The 18,336-nt window shown below is 66.1% G+C and carries 15 protein-coding genes; 9 read left to right on the top strand and 6 right to left on the bottom strand.

Features of this window, described 5'->3' with window-relative positions:
* Positions 1-56 precede the first annotated feature (56 nt).
* The gene (locus PVZ72_RS10455; protein WP_273861862.1) at positions 57-434 is read right to left on the bottom strand and encodes a hypothetical protein; all 378 of its coding nucleotides are present in this window, start codon (positions 432-434) and stop codon (positions 57-59) included.
* Positions 435-704: 270 nt separating this feature from the next.
* Between PVZ72_RS10455 and PVZ72_RS10450 the strand changes: the two genes are divergently transcribed.
* The 8 genes from PVZ72_RS10450 to copD all read left to right on the top strand — a co-directional run bounded on the left by PVZ72_RS10450 (position 705) and on the right by copD (position 8,967).
* Complete coding sequence (locus PVZ72_RS10450) at positions 705-1,502, top strand: outer membrane protein OmpK (RefSeq protein ID WP_273861861.1); 798 nt, start codon at positions 705-707, stop codon at positions 1,500-1,502.
* Between the two features lie 69 nt (positions 1,503-1,571).
* Complete coding sequence (locus PVZ72_RS10445) at positions 1,572-2,948, top strand: uracil-xanthine permease family protein (protein WP_273861860.1); 1,377 nt, start codon at positions 1,572-1,574, stop codon at positions 2,946-2,948.
* A gap of 70 nt (positions 2,949-3,018) precedes the next feature.
* Entirely contained in the window at positions 3,019-3,675 is a 657-nt protein-coding gene (locus PVZ72_RS10440) for a TetR/AcrR family transcriptional regulator (protein WP_187980146.1), read from the top strand.
* On the top strand, positions 3,672-4,256 hold the full coding sequence (locus PVZ72_RS10435) for an IMPACT family protein (RefSeq protein WP_273861859.1): 585 nt from the start codon (positions 3,672-3,674) through the stop codon (positions 4,254-4,256). Before PVZ72_RS10440 ends, PVZ72_RS10435 begins: the two co-directional genes overlap by 4 nt.
* Before the next feature lie 195 nt (positions 4,257-4,451).
* Entirely contained in the window at positions 4,452-5,663 is a 1,212-nt protein-coding gene (locus PVZ72_RS10430) for an ammonium transporter (protein WP_273861864.1), read from the top strand.
* A gap of 209 nt (positions 5,664-5,872) precedes the next feature.
* The gene (locus tag PVZ72_RS10425; RefSeq protein WP_263258860.1) at positions 5,873-7,663 is read left to right on the top strand and encodes a SulP family inorganic anion transporter; all 1,791 of its coding nucleotides are present in this window, start codon (positions 5,873-5,875) and stop codon (positions 7,661-7,663) included.
* 33 nt (positions 7,664-7,696) lie between these two features.
* Entirely contained in the window at positions 7,697-8,068 is a 372-nt protein-coding gene (gene copC, locus PVZ72_RS10420; protein ID WP_133862510.1) for a copper homeostasis periplasmic binding protein CopC, read from the top strand.
* A gap of 2 nt (positions 8,069-8,070) precedes the next feature.
* Positions 8,071-8,967, top strand: coding sequence for a copper homeostasis membrane protein CopD (copD, locus tag PVZ72_RS10415; RefSeq protein ID WP_273861858.1), 897 nt, complete (start codon positions 8,071-8,073; stop codon positions 8,965-8,967).
* A 33-nt stretch (positions 8,968-9,000) separates the two neighbouring features.
* Here the strand turns inward: copD and PVZ72_RS10410 are convergent, their stop codons facing one another.
* The 4 genes from PVZ72_RS10410 to PVZ72_RS10395 form a co-directional block, all read right to left on the bottom strand.
* Positions 9,001-9,606 (bottom strand): outer membrane protein, encoded by a 606-nt coding sequence (locus PVZ72_RS10410; protein WP_187980150.1) that lies wholly within the window; start codon positions 9,604-9,606, stop codon positions 9,001-9,003.
* A 169-nt stretch (positions 9,607-9,775) separates the two neighbouring features.
* Entirely contained in the window at positions 9,776-10,786 is a 1,011-nt protein-coding gene (locus PVZ72_RS10405) for a class 1 fructose-bisphosphatase (RefSeq protein WP_133862513.1), read from the bottom strand.
* A gap of 163 nt (positions 10,787-10,949) precedes the next feature.
* Positions 10,950-13,046, bottom strand: a complete 2,097-nt coding sequence (glgX, locus tag PVZ72_RS10400; RefSeq protein WP_273861857.1) for a glycogen debranching protein GlgX — start codon at positions 13,044-13,046, stop codon at positions 10,950-10,952.
* Between the two features lie 266 nt (positions 13,047-13,312).
* Positions 13,313-15,754 (bottom strand): glycogen/starch/alpha-glucan phosphorylase, encoded by a 2,442-nt coding sequence (locus PVZ72_RS10395; RefSeq protein ID WP_133862515.1) that lies wholly within the window; start codon positions 15,752-15,754, stop codon positions 13,313-13,315.
* A gap of 316 nt (positions 15,755-16,070) precedes the next feature.
* Between PVZ72_RS10395 and PVZ72_RS10390 the strand changes: the two genes are divergently transcribed.
* Positions 16,071-16,817, top strand: coding sequence for an SDR family oxidoreductase (locus PVZ72_RS10390; protein WP_273861856.1), 747 nt, complete (start codon positions 16,071-16,073; stop codon positions 16,815-16,817).
* 145 nt (positions 16,818-16,962) lie between these two features.
* Here the strand turns inward: PVZ72_RS10390 and PVZ72_RS10385 are convergent, their stop codons facing one another.
* A complete protein-coding gene (locus PVZ72_RS10385) occupies positions 16,963-18,318 on the bottom strand; it encodes a chloride channel protein (protein ID WP_273861855.1) in 1,356 nt (451 codons plus the stop codon).
* Positions 18,319-18,336: the final 18 nt, after the last annotated feature.

The raw sequence follows: 18,336 nt of genomic DNA, 5'->3' as shown, positions 1-18,336 counted from the left end.
GTGGGGCGCATTATAGGGGAGTTTCAGGACAGGTCAACAGGTTATTTCAAGAAACTTCAATAAAGCGGGATGGGCGCCAGGCGATAACCCGCTTCGGTCGCGATGATCCGGTACTGCTTGATCTCGCCAGGAGTCAGCAGAATGGACTGGGAGATGCTGCTCGCCATGGGTGCTGCGCAACCACCCGGACCGGAAGAGTTAAGACTCACGGCGATTTCGCCAGGCGGCAGATTGAAGGAAGCACTCTGGCCCGCCATGAGGGTACCGGCCAGTCGCCCCTGGATCACCAGACCTATATCGCATCCTGATCCGGAATAGGCATCGCCCCGGGTGATCATGAGGATGCCCGGCTGCCCCGTCCCGCCCTGGGGGACCTGAGCCGAGGCGAAAGAGCTGCAGAGCAAGGCCGTCAGCACACCGATAAGCAACTTCATGACTATCTCCTGCGGGGTCGACAAGCACCTTAGCACTGCGCAGGCCCCCGTGTGCTGTTTCGCAGCAGAGCCGCGTCAGGCGTCGCTTCAGGGCACGAAAACTGAGCAAGTGGTCAGGTTTGGTGCCCCGCCAAATAGCTGAAATTTCCCGGAAGCCTTATACAAGGCGTTGAAAAATAACTATTTTTCTCCGCCCGTTTGGGTTTGGCGTCGATCTTGCTGAGCACGGCGGACGCAACACACAACGAAAAAGCACTTCCAGGAGCCTACATGCGCAAGACCCTAACCACCGCGCTGCTGACCACCAGCCTGCTCGCAGCCGGTGTCGCCAACGCCGCAGACAGTCCACTGCTGTGGCATGGTGAAAGCCTCACCTATCTATATGGCAAGGATTTCCGGGTCGATCCCCGTATCCAGCAGACCGTCACCTTCGAGCATGCCAGCAGCTGGACGTGGGGCGATCTCTTCCTCTTCGTCGACAGCATCTGGTTCAACGGCGCGACCAATGCCAGCGACGGCCATCAGGGCTTCTACGGCGAACTCAGTCCAAGACTGTCCTTTGGCAAGCTGTCCGGCCGGGATCTTTCCTTTGGCCCGATCACCGATGTGCTGCTCGCCACCACACTGGAATACGACCAGAACGATGGCGAGGGCGCCGGCCGTGATCAGCGCAACTACCTGGTCGGTCCGGGTTTCGACCTCAAGGTGCCGGGCTTCGACTACTTCCAGCTGAACCTTTACTACCGCAAGCCGGATGGCGGCAATGCGCCCTCGGGTGCCTGGCAGCTCACGCCGGTATGGGCCTATACCCTGCCCCTGGGCAATTCGGATCTGCTCATCGATGGCTACCTGGACTGGGTGATGAACAACAAGGGTAGCTACCACGCCAACCTGCACTTCAATCCACAGGTCAAGTACGACCTGGGCAAGGCCATGGGTTATGAGGCCAAGCACCTTTATGTGGGTACCGAGTACGACTACTGGTCGGACAAGTACGGCATCAAGGACAGCGAGGGATTCCGTACCGACCAGAGCGTTTTCAGCTTCCTGGTGAAGTATCAGTTCTAGTCCGGCCAGACCCACTTTCGGTGCTGTAGCCGCCTTCCCGGCCCGCCGCACCACTGCGAGGTAATCACCATGCCCAGTCCCGTACACGATGATCTGCTCTATGGCCTGGACGAACGTCCCGCCCCGCTCGCTGCCTTTTGCGCTGCCCTGCAGCATGTCCTGGCGAGCTTCGTGGGGATCGTTACTCCACCGCTGATCATTGCCGGGGCCCTGGGTCTGCACGAGCACCTGCCCTATCTGATCAGCATGGGGCTGATGGTGTCGGGCGTCGGCACCTTTCTGCAGGCCCGCGGTGCCGGTGGACTGGGGGCGGGCATGATCTGCCTGCAGGGCACCAGTTTCTCCTTTCTGTCCGCGGTGCTGGCAGCCGGGATGCTGGTCAAGCAACGCGGCGGGACGCCGGAGGACATCCTGGCGATGATCTTTGGCGTCTGCTTCTTTGGCGCCTTCGTCCAGATCGGCCTGAGTCGCTGCCTGGGCCTGTTGCGCCGAGTGATCACACCGCTGGTGACCGGCATCGTCATCACCCTGATCGGCATCAGCCTGATCAGGGTGGGCATCACCGATCTCGGCGGGGGCGCAAAGGCCGCCAACTTCGGCGCACCGATCAACCTGGCTCTCGGCGGCATGGTCCTGGGGGTCATCATTGGCCTGAATCTGTCACGGCGACCCTGGGTGCGGCTGTCGGCGGTGATGATCGGATTGCTGGTGGGCTCCCTGGTCGCCTGGAGCTGTGGCCTGCTGAAACCCCAGGCGCTGCCGGATCTGCCCCTGATCAGCGTCCCCCTCCCCTTTCGTTTCGGCTTCGCCTTCGACTGGTCGGCCTTTTTGCCGGTCGCGCTGATCTATCTGATCAGCACCCTGGAGACCACGGGCGACCTGACCGCCAATTGCCTGATCTCGCGGCAACCCATCGAAGGCCCCGGCTATCTGCGACGGTTGCGGGGCGGGGTCCTGGGTGACGGCGTCGCCTGCCTGCTCGCGGCCACCTTCAATACCTTTCCCAGCACCACCTTCGCGCAGAACAACGGGGTGATCCAGCTGACCGGCGTGGCCAGCCGCCATGTCGGCTACTGGATAGGCGCCATCCTGCTGGTGCTGGGCCTGTTTCCCATCCTGGGCGCCGTTCTGCAGCAGATTCCCAAGCCGGTGCTGGGCGGTGCGACCCTGGTGCTGTTCGGCAGTGTCGCCGCGGCTGGAATACGGCTGCTGGCGCAGTGCACGCTGGATCGCCGCAGCCTGCTGATCATCGCCACTTCCCTTGGCGTGGGTCTCGGCGTCGCCAGCCAGCCGACACTGCTGGATCAGTTGCCGCCACTGGTGAAGAGTCTGTTCGATACCGCGATCACCAGCGGCGGCATCACCGCCATCCTGCTCAACCTGCTGCTGCCCGAAGAGCGCAGCGCAGCGCTGACGGAATGCCGCTCGCCGGCGCCACACCCATAAAAGAGCCCTTGTGTCCGGGACCGGGGGTACGCTATTGATGCCTGCCGCGCCTTTGGATCCTATCGTTGTCATGACCCTTCTCGTACCCGCCCATCACGCCGGCCAGGACAAGCCGGCCGGACGCATCCGGCAGAAGAATGAGGAGTCGATCCTGAGCGCGGCGGAGGAAGAATTCGCCCGCCATGGCTTCAAGGGCACCAGCATGAACACCATCGCCCAGCGCGTCGGGTTGCCCAAAGCCAATCTCCACTACTACTTCAACAACAAGCTCGGCCTCTATATGGCGGTGCTGGGCAACATCCTCGAACTCTGGGACAGCACCTTCAACCACCTGACCGTGGAAGACGACCCCGCCGAGGCCCTCAGCCGCTACATCCGCGCCAAGCTGGAATTCTCGCGGCGCCAGCCGCTGGCCTCGCGGATCTTCGCCATGGAGATCATCGGTGGTGGTCACTGCCTGTATGAATACTTCGATCAGGACTACCAGACCTGGTTTCGCAGCCGGGCGGCGGTGTTCGAGGCCTGGATCGCGGCCGGCAAGATGGATCCGGTGGATCCGGTCCACCTGATCTTTCTGCTGTGGAGCAGTACCCAGCACTATGCCGACTTCGCCAGCCAGATCTGCCAGGTGACGGGACGCAGCCGCCTGACGCGGCAGGATTTCGACGAAGCGGCGCGGACCCTGACCCATGTCATCCTCAAGGGACTGGGCCTCCAGGCGCCATGACCTTCACCCTGATCCGGGATGCCGCCTTTGAAGAAGAGGTGCGCAAAAGTCGTTTTCTGGCCCTCGCCGCGCCCGTTTCCACGGTGGAAGCGGCCATGACCTTTATCGAGCGCGTGAGCGTACCGACCGCGACCCACAACTGCTGGGCGTGGAAGCTTGGCAACCAATACCGCTTCAATGACGACGGCGAGCCCGGCGGCACCGCGGGCCGGCCCATCCTCGCTGCCATCGAGGGGCAGGATTGCGACCAGGTGGTGGTGGTGGTCATCCGCTGGTACGGCGGCATCAAGCTGGGTACCGGCGGACTGGTGCGTGCCTATGGCGGTTGCGCTGCGCGCTGCCTGCAGCAGGCGGACAGGCAGCCGCTGGTGGTGCGGCAGGACTACGGCTTCGCCTGTACCTATGCGGAGTGGCCGCTGATCAAGGCGCGCCTGGCCGCCCTGGCGGTGGTGCTGCTCGAAGAGGACTACCAGGCGCTGGAGATCGCCCTGCGGATCGCCGTAGAACCGCAGCGTCGCGACGAGGTGGCGACCTTGCTGACCAATCTGAGCAGTGGTCGGATCGTTCTACGCTCGCTTTAGCGGCACGACCTTTGCTGTCTAGTGGTGCATGCCTTTCCGACTTGCACCGCCCTGGCGCATTCCTGTGCTCTACCCGGGTTGTGTCTTGTCTGGCGGCAAGACTGAACCTGCCAAGAGCTGCAGCCCGCCCCAAAAGCGCGCATCAAGCAGCCGTCAGGCATGTTTTTGGTGCAACCCTTTCAGATGACTGCCCTGATGAACGAATTGCCTTCTGCCGTGGCGACCCTGGTCCACAGTGCCAATACCCTCTTTCTCCTGCTCGGCGCCGTGATGGTGCTGGCCATGCACGCCGGCTTCGCCTTTCTCGAAGCCGGCACCGTGCGGCACAAGAATCAGGTGAATGCCCTGTCCAAGATCCTCGCCGACTTCGCCATTTCCACCCTAGTGTACTTCTTCGTCGGCTACTGGATCGCCTATGGCGTGACCTTTTTCGCGCCGGCCCAGGTGCTGACCGCCGACAGCGGCTACGGACTGGTGAAGTTCTTTTTCCTGGCGACCTTCGCCGCGGCCATTCCGGCGATCATCTCCGGCGGTATCGCCGAGCGGGCGCGCTTCGTGCCGCAGCTGTGCGCTACGGCGCTGATCGTGGCCTTCGTCTATCCCTGTTTCGAAGGCCTGATGTGGAACAACAACCTGGGGCTGCAGGACAGCTTCGAAGCGCTGTTCGGGGCGCGCTTTCACGACTTCGCCGGCTCGGTGGTGGTGCACGCGGTGGGTGGCTGGCTGGCCCTGGCGGCGGTGATGCTGCTGGAGCCGCGTCAGGGTCGCTATCGCGAAGGCCGGTTGGTGGCCTTTCCGCCGTCGAACATTCCCTTCCTGGCGCTGGGCTCCTGGATCCTGATCGTCGGCTGGTTCGGCTTCAACGTCATGAGCGCCCAGAGCCTGGCGGGTGTCAGCGGACTGGTGGCGCTGAATTCGCTGATGGCCATGGTCGGCGGGACGGCGGCTGCCCTGCTGCTCGGGCGCAACGATCCCGGCTTCCTGCACAACGGTCCCCTGGCGGGACTGGTCGCCGTCTGCGCCGGCTCCGACCTGATGCATCCCATCGCCGCGCTGACCACGGGCCTGGTGGCGGGCGCGCTGTTCGTCTGGGCCTTTACCGCGGTGCAGACGCGCTGGAAGCTGGACGATGTACTGGGCGTCTGGCCATTGCATGGCCTCTGCGGCGCCTGGGGTGGCATCGCCTGCGGTCTGTTCGGCCAGACGACACTGGGTGGCCTGGGCGGGGTAAGCCTGCTGGCGCAGCTGGCCGGCACGGCCCTGGGTATCGCGATCGCCCTGCTCGGTGGACTGGCCGTCTACGGGCTGCTCAAGGCCGTGCTGGGCTTGCGGCTGAGTCAGGAAGAGGAATACCAGGGCGCCGATCTGTCGATCCATCGCATCGCCGCCAACAGCCACGATGGCTAGTGGCCCAGGTTACCCACAGCCAGCGTGTACAGTGATGTGGATAACCCGTGCATGAAGTCACGAGAACGCCACGGAGACCGGTCTGGCGGCGACTGGTGAAGAAATGAGCACGTGCGGTGTCGTGGCGGCAACCGTGGATGGCGGGCATCCGGTAGCCGGCCAGTAACAGTAATCGGTAGAGTGGGCGATCCTTTTTCCAGGAGTGCCCCATGCCCGCCCTCTCGACCCTGCTGCCCTGGCTCCGCGAGGTGGACCGCACCACCCTGAAGGCGGACCTGGGTGCGGGTCTGCTGGGCGCGGTCCTGGCGCTGCCCCAGGGCGTGGCCTTCGCCACCCTGGCCGGACTGCCTCCGCAATATGGCGTCTATGGCGCCGTGGTGCCCTGCATCGTCGCCGCCCTGGCGGGTTCCAGTCGCCATGTGGTGACCGGTCCGACCAATGCCAACTCCCTGGCCCTGCTGGCAGCGCTGTCGCCGCTGGCGCTGGCGGGCTCCGGCCCCTACATCGACCTGGCCCTGGCGGTGACCCTGCTGGTCGGTCTGTTGCAACTGACGGTGGGCGCCCTGCGCCTGGGCGCCGTGGCCAACTTCATCTCGCCTTCGGTGCTGCTCGGCTTCATGAGTGGTGCGGCCGTGCTGATCGGGCTCTATTCGCTCAAGGACCTGTTCGGGTTGTCGCCGCCACTGGGCACCTCGGCCTTCGGCGTCCTCGGCTATGTGCTCGCCCATCCGCTGGCGATCCACTGGCCGTCGCTGGTCATCGGTGTGGTGACCCTGCTCGCCACCCTGCTGCTGCGCCGGCTGCGCCCGCGCTGGCCGACCATGCTGCTGGGCCTGCTGGCCGGTTGCCTGAGCGCCTGGATCCTGGAGCGCAGCGTGCCGGGCGCGGCCCAGGGGATCGCCACGGTCGGACGGATCCCCTCGGCGCTGCCGCCCTTCCATCTGCCCGACGTCACCCTGCAGGACCTGGGCAATCTCTCCGGGATCGCCGTGGCCCTGACGCTGGTGGCCCTGGGGCAGTCGCTGTCGATCGCCAAGGCGGTGGCCCAGCGCTCCGGGCAGCGGCTGGACGTCAATCGCGAATTCCGCGGCCAGGGCCTGGCCAATCTGGTCGGCGGCTGCTTCTCGGCCTATGTCTCCTGCGGCTCGCTGAATCGCTCCATGCCCAATTTCGAAGCCGGGGCCCGTACGCCGCTGGCGGCAGTGTTCGCCGCCCTGCTGGTGGTGGCGCTGGTGGCCTTCGGGGGTGCCCTGATCGCCGCCATTCCACTGGCGGCCATCGCCGCCACCCTGCTGCTGGTGGCGCGCGGCCTGCTGGACCTGGGGCGCTGGCGCGAGGTGCTGAGGGTCAGCCGCACCGAGGCCCTGGTGGCCGGGGTGACCTTCCTGGCGACCCTGACCATTCCCCTGGACCGCGCCGTGCTGCTGGGCACGCTGGTGTCCCTGGTGGCCTATCTCTATCGCACCTCGCACCCCGCCATCCGCCCGCTGGTGCCGGATCCCCGTACCCCCGAGCGTCGCTTCACCCCATTGGACGAACTGGGCCAGCCGGCGCAGGAGTGTCCGCAACTCAAGCTGGTGCGGGTGGAAGGCTCGGTGTTCTTTGGCGCCGTACCCCATGTCGGCGATCAGCTGGATGGCTTTCGCCGTGCCCAGCCTGGCCAGAAGCACGCCCTGTTCATGACCAAGAGCATGAATTTCATCGACCTGGCGGGTAACGACCTGTGGCGGCGGGAGTGGCGCGAGCGCCGGGCCCAGGGCGGTGATCTCTATTTCCATCGTCCCCGCACGCCGGTCCTGCAGCTGTTCGCCAAGACCGGGTTTCTCAAGGAGCTGGGCGATGGCCACGTCTTCTCGTCCAAGGATCAGGCCCTGCGCAGCATCTATCCGCGGCTGGACCCGGAGGTCTGCCGCACCTGCACCGCGCGCACCTTCGTCGAATGCGCGGCGCGCGCGGCGGAGCGGGCGCCAGGCGCGGACGCCACCCGGACGGACTGCTAAGCTGGCGGTTTCCTTCTGCCGCCGGAGATTTCCATGACCGCTGCCCTGCGTCTCGCTCGCCGCCTCGCCCTGACCGCCCTGCTGTTGCCCGGCCTGGCCCTGGCCCATGGTCATCTCAAAAGCGCCGAGCCCGCCCCCGACAGCACCAGCGCGGCACCGAAGCAATTGAGTCTGAGCTTTTCCGAAGGGATCGAGGCGTCTCTCAGTCAGGTGCTGTTGCAACGTCAGGATGGCCAGGCCAGCACGGCGATCACTACCGGCAAGGTCATTTCCGGGCGCGACGAGCGCACCCTGGACGTGCCGCTGGATGCGCCGCTGGAACCGGGTCGCTACCAGGTGAAGTGGCGCGTACTGGCCAAGGACGGGCACAAGACCCAGGGCGATTACCGCTTCACCGTCCAGTAAGGATGGACGGCGGACTGGCGACGCCCGATGCCTGGCGCCCCGTCGCCCGTACCCTGCTGCTGCTGCCGCTGCTGCTGACCTGGGGCTATCTGGCCCTGGCGCTCTGCTTGGGTCGCCCCGGCTTGCGGCTCTGGCTACTGGCACGCGCCCGCCTCTCGGCCCGCCTGCTGGGCGCGCTGCTGCTGCTCGGGATATCGAGCCAGTTGCCGCTGCAGGCCGCGCTGGTGGGCGAGGGCTGGACGGATGCCTTCAACCTGCCGCTGTGGCAGCTGTATCTGGCCACCGAGGCCGGCCATGGCTGGCGCTGGCAATTGCCACTGGGTCTGCTGCTGGCGTTGTGGCTGCTGGTGGGACCCGGGATTCACGGCAGTCGGTGGCTATGGGGATTCAGCGGCCTGCTGCTGGCCAGTCTGGCCCTGGGTGGCCATGCCGCCGCGACGGCGGCCGGGTTAGGCCTGGCGCACCAGCTGAACCAGGCCCTGCATCTGCTCACCACGGGGCTCTGGCTGGGCAGTCTGCCCGGGGTGCTGCTGTGCCTGGGGCAGCCGCCCCCGGACCTGAGGGATGACGTCCAGCACTTGCTGCGCGGCTACTCGCTGCCCGGGCAGATCTGCGTGGCGCTGGCCTTGCTCAGCGGCGCGCTCAACAGCCTGCTGATCCTGGGGCCGGACGGCCTGCTGCGGCTGACGCCCTACTCCGCTCTGCTGCTGGCCAAGGTACTGGTGGTGGCGACGATGGTCGTCCTGGCCCTGGCCAATCGTTATCTGCTGGTGCCGCGATTGGGACAGGGGCCGCAGGCATGGCAGCTGCTGCGCCGGGCCACGGCCATGGAGATCGCCCTGGGGGTGGTCGCCGTCGCGCTGGTGGCGGTCTTCGCGGGGCTGGATCCCTTCAGCTGAAAGTCGGGGCGCCCGCTGGCGCCCCGGCACGCCTCAGAAATAGACGTTCATGCCCAGGTAGATTTCCTTGCTGCTGTCGAGCTGGCTCGAGCCGAGCTTGGCGCCGTCCTGGTCGATATCGGGCTTGGCATTGCTGCGCAGGTAGCGATAGCCGGCTTCCAGGGAGGTGCGCTCGTTGACCTGCTGCAGGATGCCGGCCTGGACCCCGGCCACATAGCCGAGGTCGCTGTCGTGGCCGAAACTGGAACCATCCTGGGTGACCCGGGCGACGCCCAGGGTCCCGCCACCGAACAGCTTGGTATTGCTGCCCAGGGGATAGAAGGCATCGTAGCTGCCGGTCAGGTCCTGCTGCTTGAGCCCGAGGCCAGCGCTGCTGCCGCTGGCCTGGTCGAGGGTGGCATAGTAGCGACCGGTGTCGTTCTGCTGACCGAGGCGCAGCCCCCAGGTGTTGCTGCCATCGATGGCACCATCGGTATCGGGGCTGTTCAGGTTGCGGTCGAGGGCGTGGCTGTTGCTGAAGTTGTCGTAGCTCTTGCCATAGGTGAGGCCGGCGAAGTTCTGGGTATCGGCGGCAAAGACCTGGTGACTGGCCAGGGCCAGCAGGCCGAAGAGGACGACACGGGATTTCAGGGCGTTCATGGTGAAAGGCTCCTCACACGATGCGAATACAGCCCGACCGGCTGCGCGGCCATCTTCGGCGGCGGCGGATTAGCGGCGGATTAAGGGGACTGAATCGGAGCTGAACGCTGAGGCACGACGCGAGGAGTGAACCGGACCGCCCGTTGCAGGCGGTCCGGCTTGAAGGCGATCAACGCTGACGGTGGTACTCGGTCACGCGTTGCACTTCTTCCTTGGAGCCCAGGAACACCGCTACCCGCTGGTGCAGGCCATCGGGCTGGACGTCGAGGATGCGCTGGTGACCGTTGGTGGCAGCGCCACCGGCCTGCTCCACCAGCAGGGCCATGGGATTGGCCTCGTACATCAGGCGCAGCTTACCGGGCTTTTCCGGTTCGCGGGCGTCGCGCGGGTACATGAAGAGGCCGCCACGGGTAAGGATGCGATGGACATCGGCCACCATGGAGGCGATCCAGCGCATGTTGTAGTTCTTGCCCAGGGGACCTTCCTTGCCGGCCAGCAGTTCGTCCACGTAGCGCTTGACCGGGGCTTCCCAGTGGCGCTGGTTGGACATGTTGATGGCAAATTCGGCAGTGGTCTCGGGGATGGTGATGTCCTCATGGGTCAGCACGAAGCTGCCCAGTTCGCGATCCAGGGTGAAACCCTTGACGCCGTCGCCCAGGGTCAGCACCAGCATGGTCTGGGGACCGTAGATGGCGTAGCCGGCGGCGACCTGCTCGGTGCCCTTCTGCATGAAGGCTTCTTCGGTCACGTCACCGGTGGTGCTGCTGACGAAGTCCTTGCGCAGGATGGAGAAGATGGTGCCGACGGAGACGTTAACGTCGATGTTGGACGAACCGTCCAGGGGATCGAACATCAGCAGGTAGGCGCCCTTGGGGTAGTGACCGGGGATCTGATGGACCTGGTCCATTTCCTCGGAGGCCATGCCGGCCAGGGTGCCGCCCCACTCGTTGGCTTCCAGCAGGATCTCGTTGGACAGCACGTCCAGCTTCTTCTGCACCTCGCCCTGGACGTTCTCGGTGCCCATGCTGCCGAGCACGCCACCCAGCGCCCCCTTGGACACCTCGTAGCTGATGCGCTTGCACGCCCGGGCCACGACTTCGATGAGGAAGCGCAGGTCGGCCGGGGTCTTGTGGCTGCGGGTCTGCTCGATGAGGTAACGACTGAGGGATATCCGGGACATCGCGGTGCTCCTTGTAATGATGGGCGCGAGTGTAGCGCCAAAGCTCAAGCTCCGTCTCAAGCAGAGCGGACCGTCAGGCCAGGTCTGCCAGCCAGTACCGATTCCAGGTTTCCTGCCGAGGTGACAGCTCACTGGACACCGGCGGCCGACAGGGAACGCGCGCCTAGCGCGGGTTCGGGGTCTCCACGGCCAGCAGTACGCCTCGGCCAACACGGAGATTTTCGGCGCTGGGGTAGACTGCCGAGTCGGGTTCCGGTTCAGGCTGACGGCTGTCCAGCTGTATCACCCAGTGATGTCCGTCACGTGACGAGGGCAATCTCAGGTCGATTTCCTCCCGGCGCGGCTGGAAGGCCAGCCAGATCCGTGCGGCCTGGGGCTGATCCTCGCCATCGAGGGGCTCCAGGGTAAGGGCGAGCGGCAAGCTGCCCTCCGCCTGCCAGCGGCCGTCATCCATTGGCGCGCCGTCGGCATCGAGCCATTCGATCCGGACCCAGCCACGGGGATCGTGTCGTCCGAGCAGCCGCTGCGCCTGCAGAGCCGGTAATGAATGGCGCAGTGCCATGAGGCGGCCGACAAAGGCACTCTGCAGCCTTCCGGCGGGGCTGCCGGCCTGCTGCCAGTCCAGCCAGGACAGTTCGTTGTCCTGCACATAGGCGTTGTTGTTGCCCTGCTGGGTGCGACCGAATTCGTCGCCGGCGGTCAGCATGGGTTCGCCACCGGCGAGGATCAGGGTCGCCAGCAGGGCGCGCTGGTCGGCGACGCGGGCCTCCTGGATGGCCGGATCGGCGCTCGGGCCTTCGACGCCGTTGTTCCAGCTCTTGTTGTCGGTGGTGCCGTCGCGATTGCCCTCGCCGTTGGCTTCATTGTGCTTCTTGGCGTAGCTGACCAGGTCGGCGAGGGTGAAGCCGTCGTGGGCGGTGATGAAGTTGACGCTGGTGCGCAGCAGGCGATCGCCCGCGCCGAAGAGATCGGCGCTACCGGCCAGGCGGGTGGCCAGGGCGCCACGCAGCCCCTCGTCACCGCGCCAGAAGCGGCGGACGTCGTCGCGGAAGGCGTCGTTCCATTCCTGCCAGGGCGCGCGGAAGGCGCCGACCTGATGACCGCCGGGACCGATGTCCCAGGGCTCGGCCACCAGCCGCACCTGGCGCAGGAGCGGATCCTGGGCCAGGGCCTGGAGCAGCGGTGCGTCACGATCAAAGCCGCTTTCCAGACGACCCAGCGCCGGCGCCAGATCGAAGCGGAAGCCGTCGACGCCGGCGGTGGTGACCCAGTGCCGGAGGCTGTCCAGGGTCAGGCGCAGCGCTGGCGGGCTGTACAGGGCCAGGCAGTTGCCGCAGCCCATGTCGTTGATATAACGCGCCGGATCGTCCGGCTGCAGGCGGTAGTAGCCGGCATTGTCCAGGCCGCGCAGATTGAAGGTGGGGCCGAGTTCATCGCCTTCGCCGGTATGGTTGAAGACCACGTCGAGCAGCACCTCGAAGCCGGCGGCCTGCAGGGTGGCTACCGTCTCGCGCAATTCGTCCAGGGCCTCGTGCCCGGCCAGGCGCGGATCGACGGCGGCCATGAGCACCGGGTTGTAGCCCCAGTAGTTGGCCAGGCCCAGGGCCGGCAGATGGCGGTCGTCGGCCCAGGCGGCGATGGGCAGTAGCTCCAGGGTGGTGACGCCGAGGCGCTGCCAGTGCTCGATCAGCGCGGGATGCCGCAGCGCTGCCAGGGTGCCGCGCTGGCGGGCCGGGACCTTCGGATGCAACTGGGTCTGGCCGCGGACGTGCAATTCGTAGATCAGCCCGGCATCGCGTCGCTTGGGCGCGGGCGTCAGGGCGTCAACGGGGGGCAGGACGATGGCCTTGGGAACATGGGCGCTGCTGTCGCGCTCGTCCGGGCGGCTGGGGTCTTCGGGATGAAAGCCATAGGTGCTGGGGTGCAGCTGGAAGGGCCGGTCCACCGCCAGGGCCCAGGGGTCCACCAGCAGTTTGTTGGCATTGAATCTGAGACCGTCCCGGGGACGATAGGCGCCTCGGGCGCGCAACCCATATCTCAGCCCCGGCTTGGCGCCGGGCAGAAAACCGTGCCAGACGCCGCCCTCGTGCTCGCGAAAGGCCAGGCGCTGGGTCTCGGCCTCGCCCTTGGCGTCATAGAGGCAGAGTTCGACCGCTTCGGCGGCCGGCGACCAGACGGCGAAGTTGATCCCGCCGTCGACGAGGGTGGCACCGTAATGGGCAGGATTGCCCGCTTCGAGGCGGGTAGAGGTGCGGGGCATGGGGACTCCGGTGACGGGCTTGCGGGGCGGATACTGCAAGGATGTAGACGTCGTGGAAGGCAGGGGTTCTCAGTCGGGGAGTGGCTGATCGTGGCCATGGCCAGCCGCCGTAGGCTGGGTTGAGCGTAGCGAAGCCCAGCACATCCTGCCTGGGCGCCGGCTCTGTCGTGGCCCTTATCGCGGCCATGGGCCGCTCCTACAGGAGGGTGCCTTACCCGTAGGAGCGGCCGCAGCGGCGGACCGCCATGGCCGCGACACGTGCTCGACTACAGCGCCTTCCAGATCTCCGTGGCGTATTCGCGGATGGTGCGGTCGGAGGAGAACCAGCCCATGCTGGAGGTGTTGATCACCGCCGATTGCCACCATTTGTCCGGCTGCTGCCAGCGCATTTCAACCTGGCGCTGGGCGTCCCAGTAGGCATCGAAGTCGGCGCAGACCAGGAAGCGGTCGTGCCAGGTAAGCACGTCGAGCAGGCTGTTGTAGCGAGCCGGATCCTCGGGGGAGAACTGGCCACCGCGCAGACCCGCCAGGACCTGGGCCAGGCGTGGCGAATTCTCGATGATGTCCGAGGAGATGCCGCCGCTGCGCTGGCGCTCCTCCACCTCGGCCGCCTTGAGGCCGAAGATGAACATGTGCTCCTCACCGATCAGCTCGCACATCTCCACGTTTGCGCCGTCCAGGGTGCCGATGGTGAGGGCGCCATTGAGGCCGAACTTCATGTTGCTGGTGCCCGAGGCTTCCATGCCGGCGGTGGAGATCTGCTCGGACAGGTCCGCCGCCGGGATGATGACCTCGGCCAGGCTGACGTTGTAGTTGGGCAGGAAGACTACCTTGAGCAGGTCGCGGGTCAGGGGATCGTTGTTGACCACCTTGGCCACATCATTGGCCAGCTTGATGATCAGCTTGGCCTGGTGATAGCTGGCGGCGGCCTTGCCGGCGAAGATCTTGACTCGCGGCGTCCAGTCGCCGTTGGGGTTGTCGCGGATGGCCTGATACAGCGCGATGGTCTGCAGCAGGTTCATCAGCTGCCGCTTGTACTCGTGGATGCGCTTGATCTGGACGTCGAACAGCGCGGCGGGGTCGAGATCGATCTCCATCCGCTGTTTCACCAGGCTGGTGAAGGTGTCCTTGTTGCGTTGACGCTGCAGGGCGAAGCGCTCGCGGAAGTTGCTGTCGTTGGCATAGGGCTTGAGCTGCGGCAGGGTCTTTTCCGGATCGTGCAGCACGCCCTGGCCCAGGGTATCCACCAGCAGGTCGGTGAGCGCCGGATTGGCCTGGTGCAACCAGCGGCGGAAGGTGATGCCGTTGGTCTTGTTGTTGATGCGATCCGGATAGAGGCGATGCAGCGAGCGGAAGACCGTCTTGCGCATCAGGTCGGTGTGCAGTCCCGACACGCCATTGGTGCTGTGCGAGCCGAGGAAGGCCAGGTTACCCATGCGCACCCGGCGACCCTGGCTTTCGTCGATCAGGGAGACATAGGAGATCATGGCGCCATCGGTCTCGCCGCGGGCGCGCAGGGAGTCGAGGAACTGCGCATTGATCAGGTAGATGATCTGCATGTGCCGCGGCAGCAGGCGCTCCATCAGTTGCACCGGCCAGGTCTCCAGCGCCTCGGGCAGCAGGGTGTGGTTGGTGTAGCTGAGGGTGCCGACGGTGGTGCTCCAGGCGGCGTCCCAGGGAATGCCGTGGACGTCCACCAGCAGCCGCATCAGCTCGGCCACGGCAATGGCCGGGTGGGTGTCGTTGAGCTGGATGGACACGTGCTCGGGCAGGCTGAGCAGGTCGTTGTGCTGCTTGAGATGACGGCGGGTCAGGTCGGCCAGGGAGGCGGCGACGAAGAAGTACTCCTGGCGCAGGCGCAGTTCCTGGCCGGCTTCGCTGCTGTCGGCCGGATAGAGCACCCGCGAGATGCTCTCGGCGCGGGCCTCGTTGGCCACGGCGCCGACATGGTCGCCGGCGTTGAAGGTTTCCAGGTGGAGGATCTCCAGCGGTCGGGCACGCCAGAGTCTCAGGGTATTGGCGCCCTCCCCGCCCCAGCCGATCACCGGGGTGTCATAGGCCACCGCGCGAATGCGTTCGCCGGGCGTCCACACCTGGCGGCGCGGATCGCCTTCGCCATAGGGCGCGACGTGACCGCCGAAACCGATCTCGTACACCACCTCGGCCCGTTCGAACTCCCAGGGGTTGCCGAAATCCAGCCAGTTCTCCGGCTGCTCCAGCTGGAAGCCATCGGCGATCACCTGGCGGAACAAACCATGCTCGTAACGGATGCCATAGCCATGGCTGGCGATGCCCAGGGTGGCCATGCTTTCCATGAAGCAGGCGGCCAGCCGGCCGAGACCGCCGTTACCCAGGGCGGCGTCCGGCTCCAGGCCGCGGATGCGCTCCAGGTCGACGCCGAGGTCGGCCAGGGCACGGCGGGTCTCTTCGAGGATGCCGAGGTTGGACAGGCTGTCGATCAGCAAGCGACCGATGAGGAATTCCAGGGAAAGGTAGTAGACCCGCTTCTGGCCGGTGCGATAGGCGTCGCGGGTGCGACTCATCCAGCGGTCGACGATGTAGTCACGGGCGGCCAGGGCGGTGGCCTGGAACCAGTCGTGGTCGAGGGCGTTGTCGGGGTCCTTGCCGACGGCGTAGGTGAGCTTGGAGAGGATGTTGGTACGGAGCGCGGAAACTTCGTTGGGCGAGATGAAGCGGGGTCTTGTCATCAGGATTGACCTCTGCAAGCGCTTGAGCTTTGTCTGAAAAGTACCTGCGCATCGGTGATGCTGCGTTGAAAATCAACTCAGAATGCTCATTTACCGCTCGTAAACTGCGCTTCCTCGCTGATTTTTGCCTTGTCTCACCTTCACTCGGTGACCTTTCAGACAAGCCTGGGAATCAGATCGCGAAGTGGCCGCGGATAATGCGGCGCGTGCCGTTCACCCTACTTTTAGGCGAAACGTCGGGCACGTCCAAGCTTTTTTCGACACATCAGACGGTTAGCCGTCTCCCCTCTCCGCTCTCTAGCCCGAGGTTTTCATCATGCGCAAGACCCTGCTCATCACCGGTGCGAGTCGCGGTATCGGCCGCGCCACGGCCCTTGGCGCCGCCCGCCGCGGCTGGAACGTCGCCTTCAACTATCGCCAGGACGAGGCCGCGGCCCGGGCCACCCTGGCCGAGATCGAGGGTCTGGGCGGGGAAGGCCTGGCACTGTGCGGCGACGTGGCCGACGAAGCCCAGGTGCTGGCGCTGTTCGAGCGCACGGTGGCGCGCTTCGGCGGGCTGGACGGCTTCGTCAACAATGCCGGGATCGTCGACCATTCCCAGCCATTGGTGGACATGAGCGCCGAGCGCCTGCGACGGATGTTCGAGGTCAACGTCTATGGCGCCTTTCTCTGCGCGCGCGAAGCGGCCCGTCACCTGTCGCGGGAGCGTGGCGGCCGCGGGGGGGCCATCGTCAATGTATCCTCCATCGCCGCCCGCCTGGGCTCGCCCAATGAATATGTCGACTATGCCGCCAGCAAGGCGGCGCTGGATACCCTGACCCTCGGTCTGGCCAAGGAACTCGGTCCGCACGGGGTAAGGGTCAACGCGGTGCGACCGGGCGTGACCCTCACCGACATCCATGCCAGCGGTGGCCAGCCGGGGCGTGCCGAGCGCCTGGGCGTGACCACACCATTGGGGCGTGCGGGTGACGCCGAGGAAATCGCCGCCGGCATTCTCTGGCTGCTGTCGGACGAAGCCTCCTACACCACCGGCGCCCTGCTGGATATCGGCGGTGGACGCTAGGGCCGGGCTCTGTACGAACAATCGCCGAGCGACGGTCAGGCGAGGCGAAAAACGCTGAGGAAGCGGAGTTTACGAGTGGTAAATGAGCATTCCGAAGTGTTTTTCAACGAAGCATCACCAAGCGCAGGCATTTTTCGTACAGAGTCTAGTCGCGTCGGGGCGTGAGGGCGTTCAGTACCTGTTGCGACAGCGCATGGTAGAGCGGCACCGGCATCAGCCAGCCGGAGACGGCGGCGGCCAGCAGACAGGCCGCCAGCACCGGCAGCGCCATGTCCGGGCTGTGGGCCAACTCCAGGGTGATGACGGTGGCGGTCAGCGGGGTACGGGTGACGCCGGCAAGGTAGGCGGCCAGGCCCAACAGGGCGCATTGCGCCAGGCTGATGCCCGGCAGCCAGTCGACCAGCCAGGGGCCGAGCGCGGCCCCCACCGCCAGGGAAGGCGAGAACAGGCCACCTGGCACCCCGGCCAGGTAGGAGACGACATTGGCGAGAAATTTCCACAGCAGGAAGTCGCCCCCGGTTACCGGCTCGCCGGCCAGGATGGCATGGGTCTCGGCATAGCCGGTGCCGAACACATGCTGGCCGGAAAGCAACCCCAGCGCCGCCAGCACTAGTCCGCAGCCGGCGGCGAAAGCCACCGGACGTCGCCCGCGCAGGGCGTTCAGGCGCCCCAGCCAGCCCCGGTCGGTGGGCAGCACCAGGCGGCCGTAACAACCGCCCAGCAGTCCGCCGACGACGCCGATCACTGCCACGCCGATCCAGCCCAGGCCCCAGGTCAGGTGCAGATCCAGGGCGCCGAGATAGCTGTAGGGGCCGACGATGCCCAGGGTGACGATGCCGCCGAGCAGCACGGCGGTCAGCACCAGGCCGCTGAAGCGCTGCTCGAAGGTGTGGGTCAGTTCCTCGATGGCGAAGACCACCCCGCCCAGGGGCGTGTTGAAGGCGGCGGCGATCCCGGCGGCACCGCCGGCGAGGATGAGTCCGGACAGGGTGCGGCGGCCATGCAGGCCGAGGCGCTTGCCGAAGCCATAGAGCAGCGCGGCGCCCACGTGTACCGTAGGTCCTTCGCGGCCCACCGAGCCGCCCACCAGCAGGGCGCCGGCGGTGAGCAGCAGCTTGGCCAGGGCGATGGGTGGCGCCAGCAGCCGGGCACGCAGATCCGCTTCGGGTCTTTCGAGGGTGGCGATGACCTGGGGAATGCCACTGCCACGGGCATCGCGCAACACGCCTTGCGTCAACCAGACCAGTCCGGCGAAGCCGAGCGGCGTCACCAGCCAGGGCCAGATCGCACTGTGCCGTAGCATTTTCTGGAAGAGGCCGAAGGAGGCATCGGCCAGCCAGGCGAAGGCCAGACCGGCCAGCCCTACCAGCACCGCGCCGACCCAGAAGGCGATGCGCTGGCGCCACTCGCGCAGCCGACGGCGCCGGCGATGGCGCAGCAGATGCAGCCGACGCCGGGCGGCGACTTCGGGATCGGTATCGGGAAAGACGGGATCGGACATGGAGAAGAGGACACCAGG

It is taken from the genome of Pseudomonas sp. LA5 (assembly GCF_028640825.1).
GTDB lineage: Bacteria > Pseudomonadota > Gammaproteobacteria > Pseudomonadales > Pseudomonadaceae > Chryseomonas > Chryseomonas aestiva.
Note: the sequence above shows the minus strand (reverse complement) of the source record. Positions and strands in the feature narration are given on the sequence as shown.

Excerpts from the sequence above, each read along its gene's own strand:
- glgX (WP_273861857.1), bottom strand. The coding sequence starts at position 13,046 with ATGCCCCGCACCTCTACCCGCCTCGAAGCGGGCAATCCTGCCCATTAC.
- copC (WP_133862510.1), top strand. The coding sequence starts at position 7,697 with ATGACCGCTGCCCTGCGTCTCGCTCGCCGCCTCGCCCTGACCGCCCTG.
- PVZ72_RS10395 (WP_133862515.1), bottom strand. The coding sequence starts at position 15,754 with ATGACAAGACCCCGCTTCATCTCGCCCAACGAAGTTTCCGCGCTCCGT.
- PVZ72_RS10450 (WP_273861861.1), top strand. The coding sequence starts at position 705 with ATGCGCAAGACCCTAACCACCGCGCTGCTGACCACCAGCCTGCTCGCA.
- copD (WP_273861858.1), top strand. The coding sequence starts at position 8,071 with ATGGACGGCGGACTGGCGACGCCCGATGCCTGGCGCCCCGTCGCCCGT.
- PVZ72_RS10410 (WP_187980150.1), bottom strand. The coding sequence starts at position 9,606 with ATGAACGCCCTGAAATCCCGTGTCGTCCTCTTCGGCCTGCTGGCCCTG.
- PVZ72_RS10430 (WP_273861864.1), top strand. The coding sequence starts at position 4,452 with ATGAACGAATTGCCTTCTGCCGTGGCGACCCTGGTCCACAGTGCCAAT.
- PVZ72_RS10385 (WP_273861855.1), bottom strand. The coding sequence starts at position 18,318 with ATGTCCGATCCCGTCTTTCCCGATACCGATCCCGAAGTCGCCGCCCGG.
- PVZ72_RS10445 (WP_273861860.1), top strand. The coding sequence starts at position 1,572 with ATGCCCAGTCCCGTACACGATGATCTGCTCTATGGCCTGGACGAACGT.
- PVZ72_RS10455 (WP_273861862.1), bottom strand. The coding sequence starts at position 434 with ATGAAGTTGCTTATCGGTGTGCTGACGGCCTTGCTCTGCAGCTCTTTC.
- PVZ72_RS10390 (WP_273861856.1), top strand. The coding sequence starts at position 16,071 with ATGCGCAAGACCCTGCTCATCACCGGTGCGAGTCGCGGTATCGGCCGC.
- PVZ72_RS10435 (WP_273861859.1), top strand. The coding sequence starts at position 3,672 with ATGACCTTCACCCTGATCCGGGATGCCGCCTTTGAAGAAGAGGTGCGC.
- PVZ72_RS10405 (WP_133862513.1), bottom strand. The coding sequence starts at position 10,786 with ATGTCCCGGATATCCCTCAGTCGTTACCTCATCGAGCAGACCCGCAGC.
- PVZ72_RS10425 (WP_263258860.1), top strand. The coding sequence starts at position 5,873 with ATGCCCGCCCTCTCGACCCTGCTGCCCTGGCTCCGCGAGGTGGACCGC.
- PVZ72_RS10440 (WP_187980146.1), top strand. The coding sequence starts at position 3,019 with ATGACCCTTCTCGTACCCGCCCATCACGCCGGCCAGGACAAGCCGGCC.